We start from the raw sequence: 17848 nt of genomic DNA on the forward strand, positions 1-17848 counted from the left end.
CATTTCAAGAGTTTTCAATCATGAGCGATCGCGTGGATTCTCCAAAATCCAACCCTAAAAATTTAATGCGGTGGCGGCATATCTTGGGACGATTTGCACAGGACAAGCTGCAATGCCCGATGGAAGGGCGCGATGCGCGTATCGAAGCGGCGCTCGACTATCTCTATGGCAGAGAATATCAAGGTCGGGGGATGCGTGGAAAAGATGGAAAGGATAGCAGCACGGAAAAGCAACCAGGCTCCCTCGATCCGAGTCAGCTCAACGTTCCCAGTTGGATTGCGGAAGTGCGCGAACTTTTCCCTAAAGAAACCGTAGAGATTGTGGAGAAACATGCCCTCGATCGCTATGGCATGACCGAACTCGTCACCGATCCGCAGGTGCTAGAAAAGCTAGAGCCGAATATCAGCTTGCTCAAAACCATTCTCACCTTTCGCGGCATGATGCAGGGAGAGGTGTTGCAGGTGGCGCGTCGCATTATTCGCGAGGTGGTCGAAGAAATTAAGCAACGCTTGGCAAGCGAAGTACGGCGGGTGCTCGTAGGAAAGCTCAACCGCGCTCAACATAGCCCGCTCAAGGTCGCCCAAAATCTGGACTGGCGGGGGACAATTCGCCAAAACCTCAAGCATTACGACCCAGAACGCCAGCGACTGATTATCCAAAATGTGCGTTTTTTTGCGCGAACGGAAAGGCGCGTGCCTTGGCAGGTGATTCTCTGCATCGACCAAAGTGGCAGTATGGCAGACTCGGTGATTCATAGCGCTGTGATGGCAGGGATTTTGGCAGGGTTGCCGTTGTTGCGCGTCAGCTTGGTGGTGTTTGATACGGCTGTGGTCGATCTGTCGGAATATGTCGATGACCCCGTAGAGATTTTGATGAGCGTACAATTAGGCGGTGGCACGGATATCGGACAGGCGATCGCTTATTGCGAGGGACTGATTGAAAATCCCAATCGCACCGTACTCATCTTGGTCAGCGACTTTGCTGAGGGAGCCTCGCCCATGAAACTCCTCAGTACCTGTCGCAGGCTAAAAGAATCTAGCGTGACGCTATTGGGTCTGGCTTCCCTAGACGAATCTGCGAATCCCTATTACGATCGCCAAATGGCAGAACGTCTTGCCGAAATTGGCATGGAAATCGCCGCATTAACGCCCAAGAGGTTAGCACAGTGGTTAGCGAAAGTCATCTCTTAAAACAGCTCCAGCAAAAGCTTTTACAGTTTGACGATAGTGCTTTAGAAGCGATCGCCAACAAAGGTCTGTTGCGCCGCGCCAAAAAAGATTTGCAACAGGGCGAAGTTCCAGTCATTGCTTCAGAAACGCCCACAGCCATTAAAATGCGGGTTGCCGATGCCGAGGTGACGATGCCAGAGCAGGGCATCACCAAAGCCAGTTGCACCTGTCCTGCCGTGGATGTCTGTCGCCATATTTTGATTGCGAGTTTGTGGCTAGCTGAGACAGCAAGATCGGATGCTACGGAATTCACTGAGAACTCAGAAGCAGGATCGGAACGAGATTCCATTGAAACGCCAGATCGAACTGCTGAGAATCTTCCCAATCCCACAGGCAAATCAGAGGAACTGCTGGGTTATCGCCATGAGGATCTGGTGAAATGGGCAGGTAGAAAGACAGTCCAAGCGGCGAGAGAACTTGTAGGAATCGATTTCCCGATAGAGATTGAAGAAGCAGTTCCAATTTCGATTCGCCTCCATCGCCAGAATGTCGTCTGTCGCTATTTCCCCAACATGGGACTGGAAGGTATGGTCTGTTCGTGCAAATCGCGGCAGGTCTGTCGGCATTTGGTGGCGGCGGTTTTGAGTTACCAGCAATCCCACGGCATCGCGATCGCAACTTCTGAAACCAGCAGCACTTCCTTACAAGCAGCTAGCGGTTCTCCGCGCAGTCGATCGCAGGTTTTAGTCGCAGCCATGCAACTTCTGAGAGAATGCGTGAACGTAGGTCTGTGCCATCTGTCTGAGGCGATTCAACAGCGGTTTACGACCTTGGCAGTTTCGGCTACGGGGGTGAATTTGCCCAGACTGTCGCTGATGTTGCGGAGTATCGCCGATGAGTTGCAACTAAGTCGCGATCGCGATGTCAAAGCCGATGAAACTCGCCTCTTCTTAACTGCTGCCCGTACCTATGCCCTATGCGAAGCGCTTTTGAATGGGTTTTCGCAAAAACAGGAACCGAGAGCCGATCTGATTGGCTGGCATCGCACCCAATATGAGGAAGTCGGAACGCTGGATCTGGCGGGTTTGGGAGCCTATGATTGGGTCACCAAATCTGGCTATGCGGGGCTGACGGTTTTATTTTGGGATTTAGCAGCGAAACAGTGGTGCTGCTGGTCTGAGGCAAGACCAACCTTTCAGGGTACGGGCTTTAATCCGCAGGTGCGATATAGGCAACCGAGTGCATGGGAAGGATTGTCCACGCCCGAACAGGCTTCGCAAACGCAATTTAAGTTGATGGCAGCAAAGCGAAATCGCCTAAACCGCTTATCCTCTTCTAGCAAAACCCGTGCAATCGGAATTGCGGCGGTTGACCCCACCCAGATTGATTTTGCCGATCGCCTTTTTCATTCGTGGTCGGCTTTACGCAGCTATGCTGCCACGACGGTGCGATCGGGGCTGAGCGAATACGATCTGCTGCGCGAAATAGTCGTGATTCGCCCTAGGGTTTGGGGTGAGAAGGGTTTCGATGAAATGGAGCAGATGTTTACTTGGCTAGTTGCCGATGAGGATGGACAGTTGTTGCCGTTGCAGGTGAGGTTTCGGGCTGGAGAGGAACAGCGGATTCAGTATTTGGAAGCGTTGGAACCAGAACAGGTGGGTGTATGGGGCATTGTGGGGCAGATCGCGATCGCGCGATCGGGGCTGTCACTCTATCCTATCTCTTTGCTCTGTAGCGCTCCATCGCAGGCGAGTTCCCATCAGCCTGTGGTTAATCTTAGCTTTGCCTTAGCAACTAAGCATGGCAGTAGTTCAACTCAAACTACCCAACATGAGAATGCGATCGCGACAGGGGCGGAATTTGAAGAAATTGAAGATCGCCTAGAAATTCCTCAAACCTCTATGCCACTGAGTCGGTTAGAGCAAAGACTGGAGAAGTTGACAGCGGAAATTCAAGGTATGGCGGAGCAGGGGAGCAGTCGGATGACCGAAGCGATCGCCAACCAATGGCAGTTGGAGGCAAATTTGTTTGAGTCCGTGGGGCTAAAATCTCTGGCAGATTGTTTAAACGGCTTGGCGCGAGAACCGCAGAGTCGGGCTGGCTATATATTGCGGCTGCGGTACTTGTGCTTGCTGTGCCAAGAGGTTACAGTCAAAGAATATTTGATGCGATCGCGATAGTTACTGGGTATATTCACAGTTGAAATAGAAGCAGGCTCAATATGACGCAATTTAATAATCCCCTTGGTTTATCTGAGCAAATCATAGACCTACTTTTGGAAGACTTTAAACGATTTGAGATCGTATTGAGTGATGAAGAGATGCGCGATCGCCTCTTGCAGTACGTTTTAGATGGCAGTGATGAAGAGGCTTTACAGGTACCGCCCGCTGCGATTAAAGCAGCGCAATCGACATTCCAGAACCAGAATCAACAAACACAAACAGTTCAACAGTTGCAAGCTACACTAGATTTACAAAGTCAGTTTCACAACAAGTGGGAAAAGTCAGCAAAGGCAAGATCGAAGTTCTGGAAAAAAATAACGATTCAAGATGCTCCTTTCTATTTTCGCCTAGCTCAAGTCTATAAACTCCCATTTAATAGTATTCACACCATTTTCGTGTCTTATGGCAACGCTCCGACGAATTGGTTAACTGCTTTCCTGCAAGCGATCGCTGGGAATGAAATGTACCACAATCCAGATCTTGGTAAGGATAAGCTCAATGTCAGTGCCAAAACAATTGCAGAGATGCTCGTTTTAGCAGAAGAGAAGCCCGACAGATTGGCTCGTATCGCTTATTTGGCCCCCCCTGATGATTATCAAGCTAGAAATTTATCGCAGATCGCTTGTGCTTTAAAGGATTTCTCGGAATATTCGCTCCAGTACCTCGATGTCATCCATGAAGCGCTCACGCATACAAACTCCAAACAGAAAATCTTGGCTTTAGAGATTATGAAGGATCGCCAAATTCCGATCGCTAGTTTTGTCGAAGCGATCGCATCTCTCGCTGTCAGTTCCGCAAAATCCGTAAGAACTTTAGCTGAGGTAATTATCCAAAAGAATTTCGAGCTTGCCATTCCTAGTTTAGAAAATCTCGCCACCAAAGGCAAAGCAGACGAGCGTTTCCATGCGGTTAAATTATTGGGAACTCAAGAGCAGAATCATGATTTCTTAAAGGAACGCCTCAACCTTGAGAAAGCTCAGAAAGTAAAAGATGCGATCGCCGAAATCCTCGAAGCACCTACATCTATTGAATCTTCTCAATCTCCCGAATCAGAACCTGCATTTCCTCCGTTGCCAGAAATCCAGCTAAAAGCTCCATTACCTGAAAGCGTCAAAATTAGGCTAGAGGAACTCATGCATCAATCCTACCAAGCCTCTGAAGCCCACTACCAGACGAATAAAGCCCAGCAAAGCTGGCTAAAACCACCACAATCGTTAAAATCCAGCCAAATAGATAGCTTTTTTGATATTCTCCAAATTGCACTGGGCAAAGATTGTGCGAACAATCCCCAAATTATGCAGGGAAACTGGCTGATCAATTCCCACCAACAATTTATTAAGGCTTTCTTAGAGACTCCCGACCTCGAACTTATCCATGCCGTGCGATTTTTAGTGGTGCTGGGACAGATTAATTTTATAGATCTAAGCGATCGCAATAAATACAAGCGCTGTGCTCTCAATTCTTGGGCGATTGGGTATCTCTCAGACTATCAAAAAGCAAGAGGGATTCAGTTCGGTTTGCGAGATTTAGCGGCTGTATTTAAGGCTTTAGAGATGGATGAAAATACTATTGGCTTGACATTTCTAGATCCTTACCAAGGCAAAGGGTCGATCGACCGATTCGATTGGGTTAAAGATTCGAGCTATCCATATTTCCAAGAGAGGTTACATCTTCTCGAAGAAATCCTAAAACCTCAGCCCACTTCAAAATCCACCTATCATTACGGTAAAAACGCCCAGAGACAAACTGTATTCCAGATTTTAGATAAGTTCCCAGAACCTCCAACTAATCTGAGACCAGTTTTATGGGAGATTGCGCTAGGTAATTCTAAGTCGGAAAAACCTCTGGCACAGCGTTGTCTAGAGAATTTATCCGATACGCCTGAGAAAGTAATGAAGGCATTAAGCGATCGCAGTGCCGAAATTCGCATTGCCGCTGCCGATTGGATGAGTCGTTTGGCAATTCCCAATGCTATTGATGTCATTAAAGCAGCGCTCAAGACCGAGAAAAGCGAACTCGTTAAGGACGCTCTGATCCGAAGCCTCGAAAAGCTCGGTGCATCCGTGGAAGAGTTTCTCGATCGCGCAGGCTTGCAAGCGGAGGCAAAAGCTGGGCTCAAAAAAGGAATTCCAGATGCGCTGGCATGGTTCCCCTTTGACAATCTACCTGTCGTGCGTTGGGAAGACAGCAACGCGCCCGTGGATCGCGAGATTCTTACTTGGATTATTCTCCAAGCCTACAAACAAAAAACCGCCGAACCTAGCCCTTTAGTAAATCGCTATGTTTCTTATTTCAAGAAAAGCGATCGCGAAGACCTAGGCAAGTTCGTTCTCCAAGCTTGGATCGGACAGGATACGATTCCCAAATATACCTATCAAGAAGCCGACGACTTGGCAAAACCCCAGACTGCCTCGATGTGGGCTTACCATCAGCAGTTTCTCAGTCGCACGCCCGATACCGAAGAGGAAATCTATCAACAGCTCCTGCAACAGTATCAAAGCTCCAAGCATTACACTGCCGAACAGGCAGAAACCTATGCGCGGCAAATGGCGGCTTATCAGTGGCAACAGCGATTAAATACCCTAACCATCACCGAAGCCCAGTTGCATCGCACCCATGTCAATCAATTTCTCGCTCAACTCAAAGGCAGTGCGATTAAAGAAAAAGGCGTACTGGCGATGGTTGCGTCCTGTGGTGGTGCATCCGTAATTCCCTTCGTCAGCAACTATCTACAGACCTATTACGGCAGGCGTGCGGCGCAATGTATGGCTTTATTGCAAATGCTGGTTTGGGTAGAGGACTTTAGCGCAATTCAATTACTGCTCTCGGTGGCAAAACGCTTTCGCACCAAGAGCATTCAAGAAGAAGCGCAGAAATGCGTGGAAATCCTTGCCGATCGCAAAGGATGGTCAACCGACGAACTCGGCGATCGCACGATTCCCACCTTGGGATTTGACGAGAAAGCCGAACTAGTCCTAGAGTATGGCGATTCCAGTCAGGATGCATCCTGCCGCAAATTCACAGCCAAACTAGATCGAGATTTTAGCTTTGTGCTTTACAACCCCGAAGGTAAGGCGATCAAATCGCTGCCCGAACCCCGCAAAGACGAGGATGCCGAGGCTGTTAAGGAAGCCAAGAAATTGCTCTCGGATGCTAAGAAACAGCTAAAATCTTTACTCACGCTCCAAAAAGAACGCTTGTACGAAGCCATGTGCACGCAGCGATCGTGGCAATTCCGCGATTGGGATTTATTCCTCAACAAACATCCTGTAATCTCTCGCTATTGCCAAGCCCTTGTCTGGTCTGTCTATAATGGCGAGGCGATCTCGCAAACCTTCCGCCCCTTAGAGGATGGCACGCTCACCGATGTCGAAGACAATGCCGTCACAATTCCCCCTGAAGCTACGATCCGCCTCGCCCATGCCAGTCTCTTAGATCGCGAACTCTCTGGATCGTGGCAGACTCATTTTGCCGATTACGAGGTCGTTCCCCTATTTTCCCAATTTGGGCAAGATACCTATATCCTACCTGAGGAGAAAGCCCAAACCACAGAGATCTCTGACTTTGAGGGATATATGGTAGAGACATTCCAAATTCGCGGCAAGGCAACCAAGTTAGGCTATACCAGAGGACAAGCCCAAGATGGTGGCTGGTTCTACGATTATCGCAAATCCTTCGCAGGTCTAAAATTAGAAGCGGTGATTCAATTTACAGGTAACTTTTTACCCGAAGAGAACAGACCCGCCGCCTTAGAGAAGCTCTCTTTCCAAAGACTCGAAGAAAATACGCAAGACTATTACTATCGCCAACCCGCACTGCCTTTAATCGAAATCCCCCCCGTTCTACTCAGCGAGGTCTGGAACGATCTAAAAGCGATCGCCGCTCAAGGCACAGGCTACGATCCCGACTGGCAAAAGAAATCCGCCTATTAAAACAGACCTACCCCCCAACCCCCTTCCCTGTGAGGGAAGGGGGCTTCAATCCAATTCCCCTCTCCGTGTCGGGGAGGGGCTAGGGGAGGGGTCTTTCAAGGGTTTGCGATCGTCTCAATTTTTTCACTTAAACCACTATGACCACAGAAATTCAAAAAGACAAGCAACCAGACATCCAAAATGCAGTGCGATCGCCTGCTGAAGTCAGATTTGCTCAGGAACTGCACGCTCTTGCTGCCACCGATACTGATGCCAAGCCCCCAGGTTGGTTGCTCTCGCCCCGTGCCGTGCGTAAGTTTATTCTAGGCTCCGATGGCAAAGCCCTCTCCCATAAATGGCAAAACAAAAAGACCAGCACCGTCATTACAGAAAAATTTTATGGCGATGATGCCCTCGTCGATCGCTGCATCGTCACGCTAGCGGGAAATCGCGGCTTGATGCTCGTAGGCGAACCTGGTACGGCAAAGTCGATGCTTTCGGAATTGCTGTCTGCTGCGATCGCAGGGGATTCCACCAATACAATTCAGGGAACCGCAGGTACGACCGAAGATCAAATCAAATACTCATGGAACTTTGCCCTATTGCTGTCGGCGGGGCCGAGCCTGCAAGCGCTGGTTCCTTCTCCCCTTTACACAGGCTTAAAAGCTGGCAAACTCGTGCGCTTTGAAGAAATCACCCGCTGTCCGCCTGAGATTCAAGATGCCCTCGTCAGCATTCTCTCGGATAAAGTTCTGCATATTCCAGAACTAGCCGACAATGATTCGATTCTATTTGCCAAAAAAGGATTTAATATTATCGCTACGGCAAATATACGCGATCGCGGTGTGCATGATATGTCCAGCGCGCTCAAACGTCGCTTTAACTTTGAGACGGTCAAACCGATCTCTGACAAAAAGTTAGAACTCAAGCTGGTGATGGAACAAACCCAAGCATTACTGGCAGATGCCGAAGCGAACGTGAACTTAGATATTGATGTGATCGATTTACTCGTCACCACATTCCACGATCTGAGAGAAGGCAGAACCGAAGAGGGAACCGTGATCGAACGTCCTTCTACGGTCATGTCCACCGCCGAAGCCGTAGCTGTGGGTGTATCTGCGGGCTTGGATGCCTGTTATTTTGGTAACGGTGCGATCGAAGGCGAACATATTGTACGAAATCTCGTGGGTACGGTTCTCAAAGACAACCCCGAAGATGCCAAGAAGCTCAAACACTATTTTGATGTCGTGGTCAAGGCGAGGGCGCAAAAATTCCCGATCTGGGAAACTTATTACAAAGCACGGAAATGGTTGCGGTAATTCACCATCAATTTTGGGAAGCTTATTTGCAGACGAGCGATCGGACATAACCGTCTCGTCTATCGCTGGGCTTTCAGTTTAGTTCTTCTTTTCAACCACTACGATATCTTTAGGAACAACAGAAGAGTGGTGATCGACAATCAACCATTTTCCATTCACCTTTCTGTAGGTAAAACTAAACCTTGCTGGAACGCTGACAGTTTTCCCATCTGTACCTGTGTAGGTAAAGGTATAAATCCCTGAGTTAATTGCCGTATCGCCAAAACTTCTAGTCAGAATTTGATTGGTAGTACCTTTAAGGTTAGGAAGACAGGTAAATTTCTCAAAATATGGACGCAGTTGGTTCTTACTATTCTCTCGCACCGTAGAAGAAAGCGTAGCAAGCAGAATTGCATCTTTGTCATAAAGCGCTAATACAGGTACAGGGTTGCAGTTGGCAGCCCCAACAGTGCTTACCCAGGTCTCATAAGCTTGCCGTACCGATGGATCTGCGGATGTAACAGAAGCAGGAACGACTGACTTTCTTAAAGGAGTCTCATCGGCGATCGCGCCACCAACAAGTCCGCTAAACGAAACCCCAGCTACACAACCAACTAAAACAATCTTTTTTAAAGAATTCATCATAATGCTGAAAAATTTACTTAATTTATTTGAGATTATATAATTATTAGCATAGGTTAAAGTCTATTGAAAATATATTTATCATAGATTTTTAGATATGATAATCATTAGACAAACGCGACCATGATTCCATCCCTCCTCTAGAAATCGCCACAACAAATACCTGTGTAATACCATTTTCAAAAAGTGATGCAACGCATCTTTTTGAAAAGACCGCGCGGAGCGCGGAACACAAAACCCGATCTGTCGCAATTTCAAGAGAAATTGGTATAAGTTCATTTTCTACTGAATAGATCGTTCGGCAATCTCCTAATTCGAAGAGAAAACACAAGACTGTTACTAAGGGTGACGATCGCTGCATGGTCAAGCTGGAAATCGCCGCTTGATGCTCGTAGATGAACCAATATGGCAAAATCGATGGACTACTAAACACGAACAGAAGTCCCTTGCTGAGAAGAAAATGCAACGAACCCTTATTTAGATTACGGTCTACGATTTCTTATGGGATTTGTAGCGACTACAAACTGGTTACTATGTTAAAGTTAAGCCAACATGTCTCTCGGAGTTACTATGGAAAGTACTCAAGCACTGATTATGCCTACTACTATCTCATCTCCACCCGTTCAAACATCCCAAATCAGCCTCCCCGATCATACGCAACTACCAGAGTCAGATGGTACTTTTGTGAAGAATTTCCAAGAACACCCACAAAGCTTAGTATTAACGAGTTCCATCGAGCCAGTTCTACAAAAACTACATCCCGATGGACGCTATTGCATCGGTCAAGATAGCGGTATTTACTGGCGATTGACCGAGCCACCTGAGAGAGGTGCAGAAGCTCCAGACTGGTTTTACGTTCCTAACGTACCAGCGCTTCTTAATGGAGAATATCGTCGCTCTTATGTGTTGTGGAAAGAGATTGTTGCGCCCTTCATCGCGATCGAGTTTGTTTCTGGAGATGGCTCTGAAGAGAGAGAAAAGACACCTCCAAGCGAAAGCGAAAAAGCAGGGAAATTCTGGGTTTACGAACAGGCAATCCGCATCCCTTTTTATGCGATTTATGAAGTTAGGAAAGCTTCCGTAGAGGTATATCACCTTGTAGATGGACGATACGAACTAATTCAACCCAATACTCGCGGACATTATCCCATATCTTTTTTGGGTGTAGAGCTAGGCATCCTATTTGGAATAGAAGAGACTCCTGTTCCTTGGCTGCGTTGGTGGGATGCGGATGGAAATTTACTTCTGACTGGCGATGAACGAGCGATCGCTGAAAAGCAGGCTCGGTTACAGGCGGAGTTTGCTCAACAACAGGCAGAGTTTGCTCGACAGCAGGCTGAAACGATTGCCGAGCAAGAACGTCAACAAAAAGAGAGACTTGCCGCTTACTTGAGGTCGATGGGTATCAATCCTGATGAGATTTGATAGTAGCGGCAGTAGGCAGCCTGTAAGGAATCGCCTCAATAAATTCGGGCGATTGAGTTACCTTGATATTCATGTACCGTAGGCGATCGCCGATCGTTATGAAAAATTTCGCTCCTAATCCTCAAGAACTCGATCTCTTCCTGCGATCGCTGACAGAGTGCGCCAAAAACAATCTGATTTTCTTCCCGATTCGGCATCATAGCCCTGCTTGTGCTTGGCATATCCAACAGCTCATCCTCACTGAAAAGCCTGCGGTCATTTTAATCGAAGGCCCCGCCGACATGACGGAGCTGATTCCATTTATGCTGCACGAACGGGCAAAAGCACCCTTTGCCGTCTATACGACCTATATTGATACGGCTAAGCGATTGGGAGATATGCCAGAGGGGGATTCGCTTAGCTCCGATGCCCAGAGATTTGCAGGATATTATCCCTTTTGCGACTATTCTCCCGAACTCGTAGCTTTGCGAGTGGGCGCCTCTGTGAATGCCAAGCTTGAATTTATCGATTTGACCTTTGCTCAACAAGCGATCGCTTCCCATAAACATCCGAACCTCGATCGTGCGACACAAACCCGCGCGTTATTGGAAGAGAGCTATTTTCGACGCAGCGCCTATCTGACAGCTTTAGCAAAAAAGACGGGTTGCCGCGATGTCGATGACCTCTGGGATCACCTGTTTGAAGCGAATTTTAAGGCGACTTCCACCTCTAACTTTATCCAAAATGTCGCAGCCTATTGCTTTATGGCAAGACTTGACTCGCCAGAACCAATCCTAGAGTCAGATGGAACGTTGGCAAGAGAACGAGCGATGGCATCGGCAATTCAATCGATAATTCAACCGACTCAGCAAAAGATGCAACCCGCACAAAAGATCCTCGTGATTACGGGGGGATTTCATACTGTGGCGTTGCCATTTTTACAAGAATCTATTCAACCTCTACCCAAACTCGTTCTAAAACCCGAAGAAGGACAAACCGTATTAATGCGGTATAGCTTTGAGCAATTGGATGCCCTCAATGGTTACGGTGCAGGTATGCCTGCCCCTGAGTTTTATCAGCGCTTCTGGCAAGAATTGCAGAAAGGAACTTCCAATCCTTTGTTAGAAACAGCCAATCAGATTTTAGTGGAAATTGGTAACAAGACCCGAGCCCAAACTACAGGAACTGCACTCTCTACTGCCGATGCGATCGCTGCCCTAGAACAAGCCCGCCGTCTTGCCGCCTTTCGCCATCATCAAGCCCCCACCCGAGAGGACTTGCTCGATGGCATTCGCAGTTGCTTTGTCAAGGGAGCTATGGATGGCGAAGGTACGATCTTGATGAGTCTGGTAAGGCAGATGTTGACAGGCGATCGCATCGGGGATTTACCACCTGATGTGGGAGTTCCGCCGATTGTGAATGATTTTCGCGAGATCGCCCGTCATTTGCGCTTTAAAATTGATACCTCCCTACCGCAGTCGCTCACCCTAGATATTTATCGGAAAGTTGCCCATCGCCAAGCTAGTCGTTTTTTACATGCCCTGCATTTCTTAGAGATTCCGTTTGCACGCATCGTCGCGGGGCCTGATTTTGTCCAAGGCAGACAACTCGATCGCCTGCAAGAAGTCTGGGAATATCGTTGGATCCCCCAGACAGAGAGCAGTTTAATCGAGCGATCGCTGTATGGAACCACCCTCGAAACCGCCGCAGTTTATCTCTTGCAACAGGCGATCGCCCAATTGGAAGAGATGGGGAAATCGCGATCGGCCTTAGAAGCTGTGCGTATCTTACTCTCGGCATGTCGCATGGGCTTACATGCCCATACGGATCGCCTATTGGACTTGATTGCCACCAATATCGCCGAAGATCCTGCTTTTATGTCTTTGGTCGATGCTGTAAGTCAGTTGGTCTTGCTATGGCAATCTCGCGAACCTTTGGAAGCCCATGACCTCATCCAGATCCCCGCATTGAGTGCGATCGCCTATCAACGCCTCTGCTATTTGCTGCCCGATCTTTCTAATTGCTCTGAGGAAGAAGTGATGAGCATTTTAGGCAGATTTGGAACAGTTCAAGAATTGTTCCAGAGCGATTCTGCAACCTTCGATCCCGATCTATTTTATGACGGACTCCATCATTTGTTAGCCACACCGCAGAGCCATCCCACCGTCGCTGGAGGAGCCGCAGGCATCTTGTATCGTGCGGGGTTGCTATCCGAGTCAGAAATTGTGACCCTAGGGATGGGATATCTTCAGAGTTCCATAGGAAGTTCTTCGCCATCAGGAACCTCTGGACAGATTACAGGTGGGGCGGGCTTTTTGCGAGGACTTCTCTATACCTGCCGCGAGGTGGCGTGGAATGTATCGCGCCTTTTAGAAGCGATCGACGCCCAACTTCAGGTTTGGGATGATGACGAGTTTCTGCACGTCCTACCAGAGTTCCGTTTGGCATTTGCAGATTTAACCCCTAGAGAAACCGATAAGGTCGCTGCGATCGTTGCTGCTTTTTATCGAGAAGAGGGCGATCTCAAAACAGAACTGGGCGATCTCACAAATCGTCACTTTACGGAAGCCGACTTACAGTTTGGTCTACGCCTAGAACAGCTACTCACAGAATCCCTTCAACACGATCGCTTGATTCTGTAATACCAATTTCTCTTAAAACAGCCAATCCTCTTCTATTTTGCTCTTCCAACGCTTGCCAGCTACCACCTTCGACGTGAAAATAGGTGAACGATCGCCACAAAAAGAGCGGCTCCGATAATTGACCACAGAATCGGGAAAGGGCGTCCATCGATAGTGACCAAGAAAGGTTCTGGGAGTTTGAGCAATTGAGCAACCCAAGGTCCAAGAAGGGTGCCGATGAAGCCAAGGGCGATTGAGACGATTAATCCGCCGCGAACGTTTCCCGCGATCGCTCTTCCAATAGCACCGCAAACAGCCGCGATCGCGACGAGAATTATCAGACCCACTAGTGAGATGGTCATGACAAATCCCCTTCAGATAGATTCAGTTCGCTAGTCGCGTCATTCACATATTTCATCTTAGACATGGCATCTTCATCGATATTAATAACGCCGATTATGACAATCTCATGTTTGTTTTCATGTTTGAATTGTTGATTGAGTCAAAAAAATCACCTAATCTATATAGCAATCCTAAATCAATCGTGAGACAGGGTTTTGCGAAATGAACTCTACAAGAATTTTCTGCTCTGACAAATCAGATCGGATTGCTATAGCGATCGTCATAAAAGGGGCAAATGCAGAATTCGGGGAAATCGTATGCTAAGGATTATGGATTAAATTATCTGCAATTCCAGCCACAAAGATGCATTGGTTAAAGTGCCAATTACTGCGAAAGAATTACACTTTGAAAGAATTATACTTTATACCATTTTCAAAAAGTGATGCAACGCATCTTTTTGAAAAGACTGCGCTCCGCGCGGAACACAAAACCCGATCTGTCGCAATTTCAAGAGAAATTGGTATTAATCAATTTGCGATCCTAAATGCAAAAACATAGTGCATATCGATAATAAATGCACTTTGATTATGGCAAAGGTTAACGCCTCAAAAGCTAAGGGGAAGCAATGATAATTAGTGAAGTCATTGTCTTCAAAACAATCAATCGGATGTCTTAGCCTTGATGAATGATGCCTGATTACTATAACAGCTTAGAATAGTCGCTTGGAGCCATCTGGACGAATGGTAGCCCAGTTGGTTTTGGCAAGCGATAACTGCTCGTCTGAAACTTTTGCCCCCTTTAAATCAGCACCACATAGGTTTGCCCCCCGCAGGTTTGCCTGTGTCATGTATGCTCCTTTCAAGTTGGCACCACTCAAATTAGCTCCTGATAAATCCGTCTTACTCATATAGGCAGATTGCAAGTTGGCTTCTCGCAAATCTGCTTGAATTAGAGAAGCGCTACCAAGGTCTGCCTTAAACAAAACCACCCGTTGCATCTTGGCATCTCTGAGGTTTGTCCCGTTTAGCTTAGCCTGTGCCATATTTGCACCTTGAAAGCTAGCATTGGTCAGATCGGCATGGCAGAGATCGGCTTCGACCAATTTTGAGCGACTCATGACAATTCCTGCCAGAGAAGCACTGCCAAGGGAAATCTTACTTAGTTCTTGGTTAGCAAAATTGCGCTTGCCGTGACCATACTCAACAATTACCCGTCTGCCGCCTTTTAAATCTCCAGTTTTGGCTTGGGATCGCGTGTTGTCTGAGGTCGTAAACATACCCCCAGTTAGATCGGTATTCGATGAGATGCTTCGCCCAGGTTGAATGCGAGAGTTTGGGATGGGTGGTTTTGAGGGGGCGATCGACTGATATTGGCTAGTTGGAGATATAGACTGCATCGCACCTGCATCTGGAGCCTGTGCAGGTTTGGTTTCGATCGCACTGAGAACTTCAGCCGCAGAGCGAAAGCGCTGTGACACAGACTGTTGAAGCATCTTGTCAAATACAGCTTTGAGATTCTCGCTGACCTGTACCTGAGATTTCCAGTTAATTTCACCAGTAAAGGGGTCATGGGGAAAATCTTTTGGCGATCGCCCTGTCATCAGATACATACAACACATGGCAGTGGCGTAAATATCACTAGAAAAAACTGGGCGCATTGCCATTTGTTCGGGTGGTGCAAACCCTGGCGTACCAATGGCAAAGTTCGTCAATAGCCCGCTCGGATCTTCATCATCCTCGTCGATCGTCGTTTTATTGACCTGACTAGACACAGCCCCAAAATCAATCAGGACAAGTTGTCCGTCTTGTTTCCGTCGAATAATGTTGGCAGGTTTAATATCGCGATGGATTACGCCATTTTCATGCATAAACCCAAGCGCGGGTAAGATTTCTGTTAAAACCTTGCGGATCTCAATCTCGTTAAAAATACCCCGCCGCTCGTATTCTTGCTTAAGCGTCTCGCCTTCAACATACTCTTGAACCAGATAAAAGTTGCCCTCTTCTTCAAAGTAGTCAACTAAACGTGGAATTTGGGGATGGCTACCGATTCTCCCCAATGTCGTAGCTTCACGCTCAAATAGCTCCCGCGCCATCTTTAACACGCTGGCAGACTGCGTATTGGGTCGCAGTTGTTTAATTACGCAGGAGGGATAGCCAGGTAGTCCCTCATCCGCTGCTAAAAAGGTCGCCCCAAAACCGCCTTTCCCCAAAGGACGGCTGGCACGATAGCGATCGCGCAATCTCAAAGCATTACCGCAAGAGGCACACACAAGCTCTTGGTGCGAGTTTTCTGGATGAGTGCAGGTAGGGTTGACGCAGTAGCTCACAGTTAGATCTCGTTCCCTAATAAGGGTTTTATAGCAGTCAATTCATAGCGTTGCCTAAACGTCTAGACTAAACTTTGCCAGAAAAGTTAAGTTCAATCAATGAGTTAAAAGTCATCAAAGTCATTCACTTCCGCATCGGGCTCGGAACTTGTTGGTTTAGAAGTAGACCTTCTCCGTCTTGAGGATGAGGCTCCACGAATTTCGTCATCACTCTCACTACCCATATCGCGATCGCGGTTTTCGCGACCATTTTTAGCATCAGAGCTGGGTCGAGGACGACGCTTAGGGTTGACAGGACGGATATCATCCTCATCGATATCAATGACGGGCTCATTGCCACGCCTCGAACGTTTAGTGCGACGTTCTTGTTCGACATCCCCTCTTAACTCTGAGGTCGAATCGCTTGGGGCTGAGCCACGCATACGGCGAGTATTGCGGTCGCGTCGAGCAGAAATTTCACGGGATGGATCGATCTCAACGCGGTAATCAGAACCAATTGGATCGTCATCCATATCCATCACAGGGTTAGGGGTTGATGAACGTCTGGCTTGACTTGCTAGTGCCTGCCGTAAAACCAAAGATTCAACAGCGAACCAACCCGCAAAGCCCACGACTAAGACCTGAGCCAACTGCGTAGTAATTTCCATACGGAAATTAAAGGCTAACAAAATAATGCCGTACACAAGCGCGATCGCCGAGAAGAAGATATCGTGGTCTCTTGCTAACTCAGGTCGGAAATTGCGGACAAAATAAAGTCCTACTCCGCCCAGAGCCGCAACGATAGCCAAGATGATCATCAGTGGATTTCCACCTATGTTAATCATGTTGCTTGATGTCTCCTAATACCTGCATATGTTGTAGCCGCTACCTGTTATGACGCAGAACTGTAACCAAAGTATACCCTAACCCTTAAATAACGCTCTTTAGCTTATCGATACGGTGACTGGTTCTAGAACTCGATCAACTTATCTCAATCTAAAATTCTAGCCCCTGGGTCTCCCGTATCGAAGCCCCAATCTTAACCGCGTCGCACTACTTTATCTTTTTGGCTAATCCAAAGTAAGGCAACCGTAGCGGGAACAACAACAATGATTGCGCCCCATAGTAGGCTCCAGAGTAAATTTGCTAATGAAGGTGTCATACAAAAAATATTCCTATAAATCAAAAATTTACTATTGATTTTAACACCACAACCTCTAACTCAGGCTCTAACGATTAGCAAGCTTTGTGATTCAAGTTTTCCAGTTACAGCATAAATATTGGATAAATCAGGTAATCCAGAACATTGATGCTATTCACTAGCAATCTTCCTATAGTTGCCCTAATATCCTAGATCCCACGGGGTAGACATATGAAAAATCAGGTGGCACTGCCCCTGCATTACTCCTCTGGTTGGTTACGATTAACATGACGCACAATCCAATAGCTGATCGAGAGCGAGAGAATAGCGAAGGCAAGCCCTGTATAGTCACCACCTGCCTCTTTACTATCATAGATAATAATTTTCCGAGCGACAGCCGTTAGGGCTGTAATAATGACCAACTCCAGTTGAATAGCGTGTTTGCGTAGATAGGCTGCAATATTTTCTAAAATCTCGAGAGCAATCAAAATATTTAAAAACAGCCCAAAAATTTCAATTAAGTGCTTTAGCAAAGGCGCACCATTGCTAGCCTGAAGATCGTTAATCAAAAAGCGCCCCAAATCGATCACGGCAAATAAAATTACGACAATCATCCCGATCGCCAAGACCTTAGAGACGAGATTTTCGATCAGGTGAATGAAGCGTAGGAAATTTTGGTCGCTTGTCGAACCGAGGAATTGGGAAAATAGGTGCTTAAACCGTCGCATCATAGACACTTAGATGGGGAATGAAAGCTCGTGCTCACGCCATCCTACAGGAATGCGATCGCTTT

At 47.4% G+C, this 17848-nt stretch carries 12 protein-coding genes; 6 read left to right on the forward strand and 6 right to left on the reverse strand.

Features of this window, described 5'->3' with window-relative positions; translation table 11 throughout:
- The first annotated feature begins 20 nt into the window (after positions 1–20).
- The 4 genes from ACP2WE_RS16095 to ACP2WE_RS16110 all read left to right on the forward strand — a co-directional run bounded on the left by ACP2WE_RS16095 (position 21) and on the right by ACP2WE_RS16110 (position 8621).
- Positions 21–1190, forward strand: coding sequence for a VWA domain-containing protein (locus tag ACP2WE_RS16095; RefSeq protein ID WP_425216564.1), 1170 nt, complete (start codon positions 21–23; stop codon positions 1188–1190).
- The gene (locus ACP2WE_RS16100) at positions 1166–3349 is read left to right on the forward strand and encodes an SWIM zinc finger family protein (protein WP_425216565.1); all 2184 of its coding nucleotides are present in this window, start codon (positions 1166–1168) and stop codon (positions 3347–3349) included. Before ACP2WE_RS16095 ends, ACP2WE_RS16100 begins: the two co-directional genes overlap by 25 nt.
- A 41-nt stretch (positions 3350–3390) precedes the next feature.
- Positions 3391–7323: a DUF4132 domain-containing protein gene (locus tag ACP2WE_RS16105; protein ID WP_425216566.1), complete on the forward strand. Its 3933-nt coding sequence runs from the start codon at positions 3391–3393 to the stop codon at positions 7321–7323.
- 137 nt (positions 7324–7460) lie between these two features.
- Entirely contained in the window at positions 7461–8621 is a 1161-nt protein-coding gene (locus ACP2WE_RS16110) for an ATP-binding protein (protein ID WP_425216567.1), read from the forward strand.
- Between the two features lie 78 nt (positions 8622–8699).
- On the opposite strand, the gene ACP2WE_RS16115 is transcribed toward ACP2WE_RS16110, so the two are convergent.
- Complete coding sequence (locus tag ACP2WE_RS16115) at positions 8700–9245, reverse strand: SgcJ/EcaC family oxidoreductase (protein ID WP_425216568.1); 546 nt, start codon at positions 9243–9245, stop codon at positions 8700–8702.
- 567 nt (positions 9246–9812) lie between these two features.
- Here ACP2WE_RS16115 and ACP2WE_RS16120 point away from each other — a divergent pair.
- Together ACP2WE_RS16120 and ACP2WE_RS16125 are read left to right on the forward strand one after the other, a co-directional pair.
- Complete coding sequence (locus ACP2WE_RS16120; protein ID WP_425216569.1) at positions 9813–10667, forward strand: Uma2 family endonuclease; 855 nt, start codon at positions 9813–9815, stop codon at positions 10665–10667.
- A 98-nt stretch (positions 10668–10765) separates the two neighbouring features.
- Entirely contained in the window at positions 10766–13288 is a 2523-nt protein-coding gene (locus tag ACP2WE_RS16125) for a DUF5682 family protein (RefSeq protein ID WP_425216570.1), read from the forward strand.
- Between the two features lie 59 nt (positions 13289–13347).
- Here the strand turns inward: ACP2WE_RS16125 and ACP2WE_RS16130 are convergent, their stop codons facing one another.
- The 5 genes from ACP2WE_RS16130 to ACP2WE_RS16150 form a co-directional block, all read right to left on the reverse strand.
- Positions 13348–13629 (reverse strand): GlsB/YeaQ/YmgE family stress response membrane protein, encoded by a 282-nt coding sequence (locus tag ACP2WE_RS16130; RefSeq protein WP_425216571.1) that lies wholly within the window; start codon positions 13627–13629, stop codon positions 13348–13350.
- A gap of 689 nt (positions 13630–14318) precedes the next feature.
- Positions 14319–15935: a serine/threonine-protein kinase gene (locus ACP2WE_RS16135; protein WP_425216572.1), complete on the reverse strand. Its 1617-nt coding sequence runs from the start codon at positions 15933–15935 to the stop codon at positions 14319–14321.
- A gap of 104 nt (positions 15936–16039) precedes the next feature.
- The gene (locus ACP2WE_RS16140; protein ID WP_425216573.1) at positions 16040–16732 is read right to left on the reverse strand and encodes a Ycf66 family protein; all 693 of its coding nucleotides are present in this window, start codon (positions 16730–16732) and stop codon (positions 16040–16042) included.
- A gap of 221 nt (positions 16733–16953) precedes the next feature.
- Positions 16954–17076: a photosystem II reaction center protein PsbX gene (gene psbX, locus ACP2WE_RS16145; RefSeq protein ID WP_425216574.1), complete on the reverse strand. Its 123-nt coding sequence runs from the start codon at positions 17074–17076 to the stop codon at positions 16954–16956.
- Positions 17077–17315: 239 nt separating this feature from the next.
- Positions 17316–17783: a phosphate-starvation-inducible PsiE family protein gene (locus ACP2WE_RS16150; RefSeq protein ID WP_425216635.1), complete on the reverse strand. Its 468-nt coding sequence runs from the start codon at positions 17781–17783 to the stop codon at positions 17316–17318.
- Between the last annotated feature and the right edge of the window lie 65 nt (positions 17784–17848).

Origin of the sequence: Tumidithrix helvetica PCC 7403 (assembly GCF_965232925.1) — a bacterium.
Classification (GTDB): domain Bacteria; phylum Cyanobacteriota; class Cyanobacteriia; order Pseudanabaenales; family Pseudanabaenaceae; genus Tumidithrix; species Tumidithrix helvetica.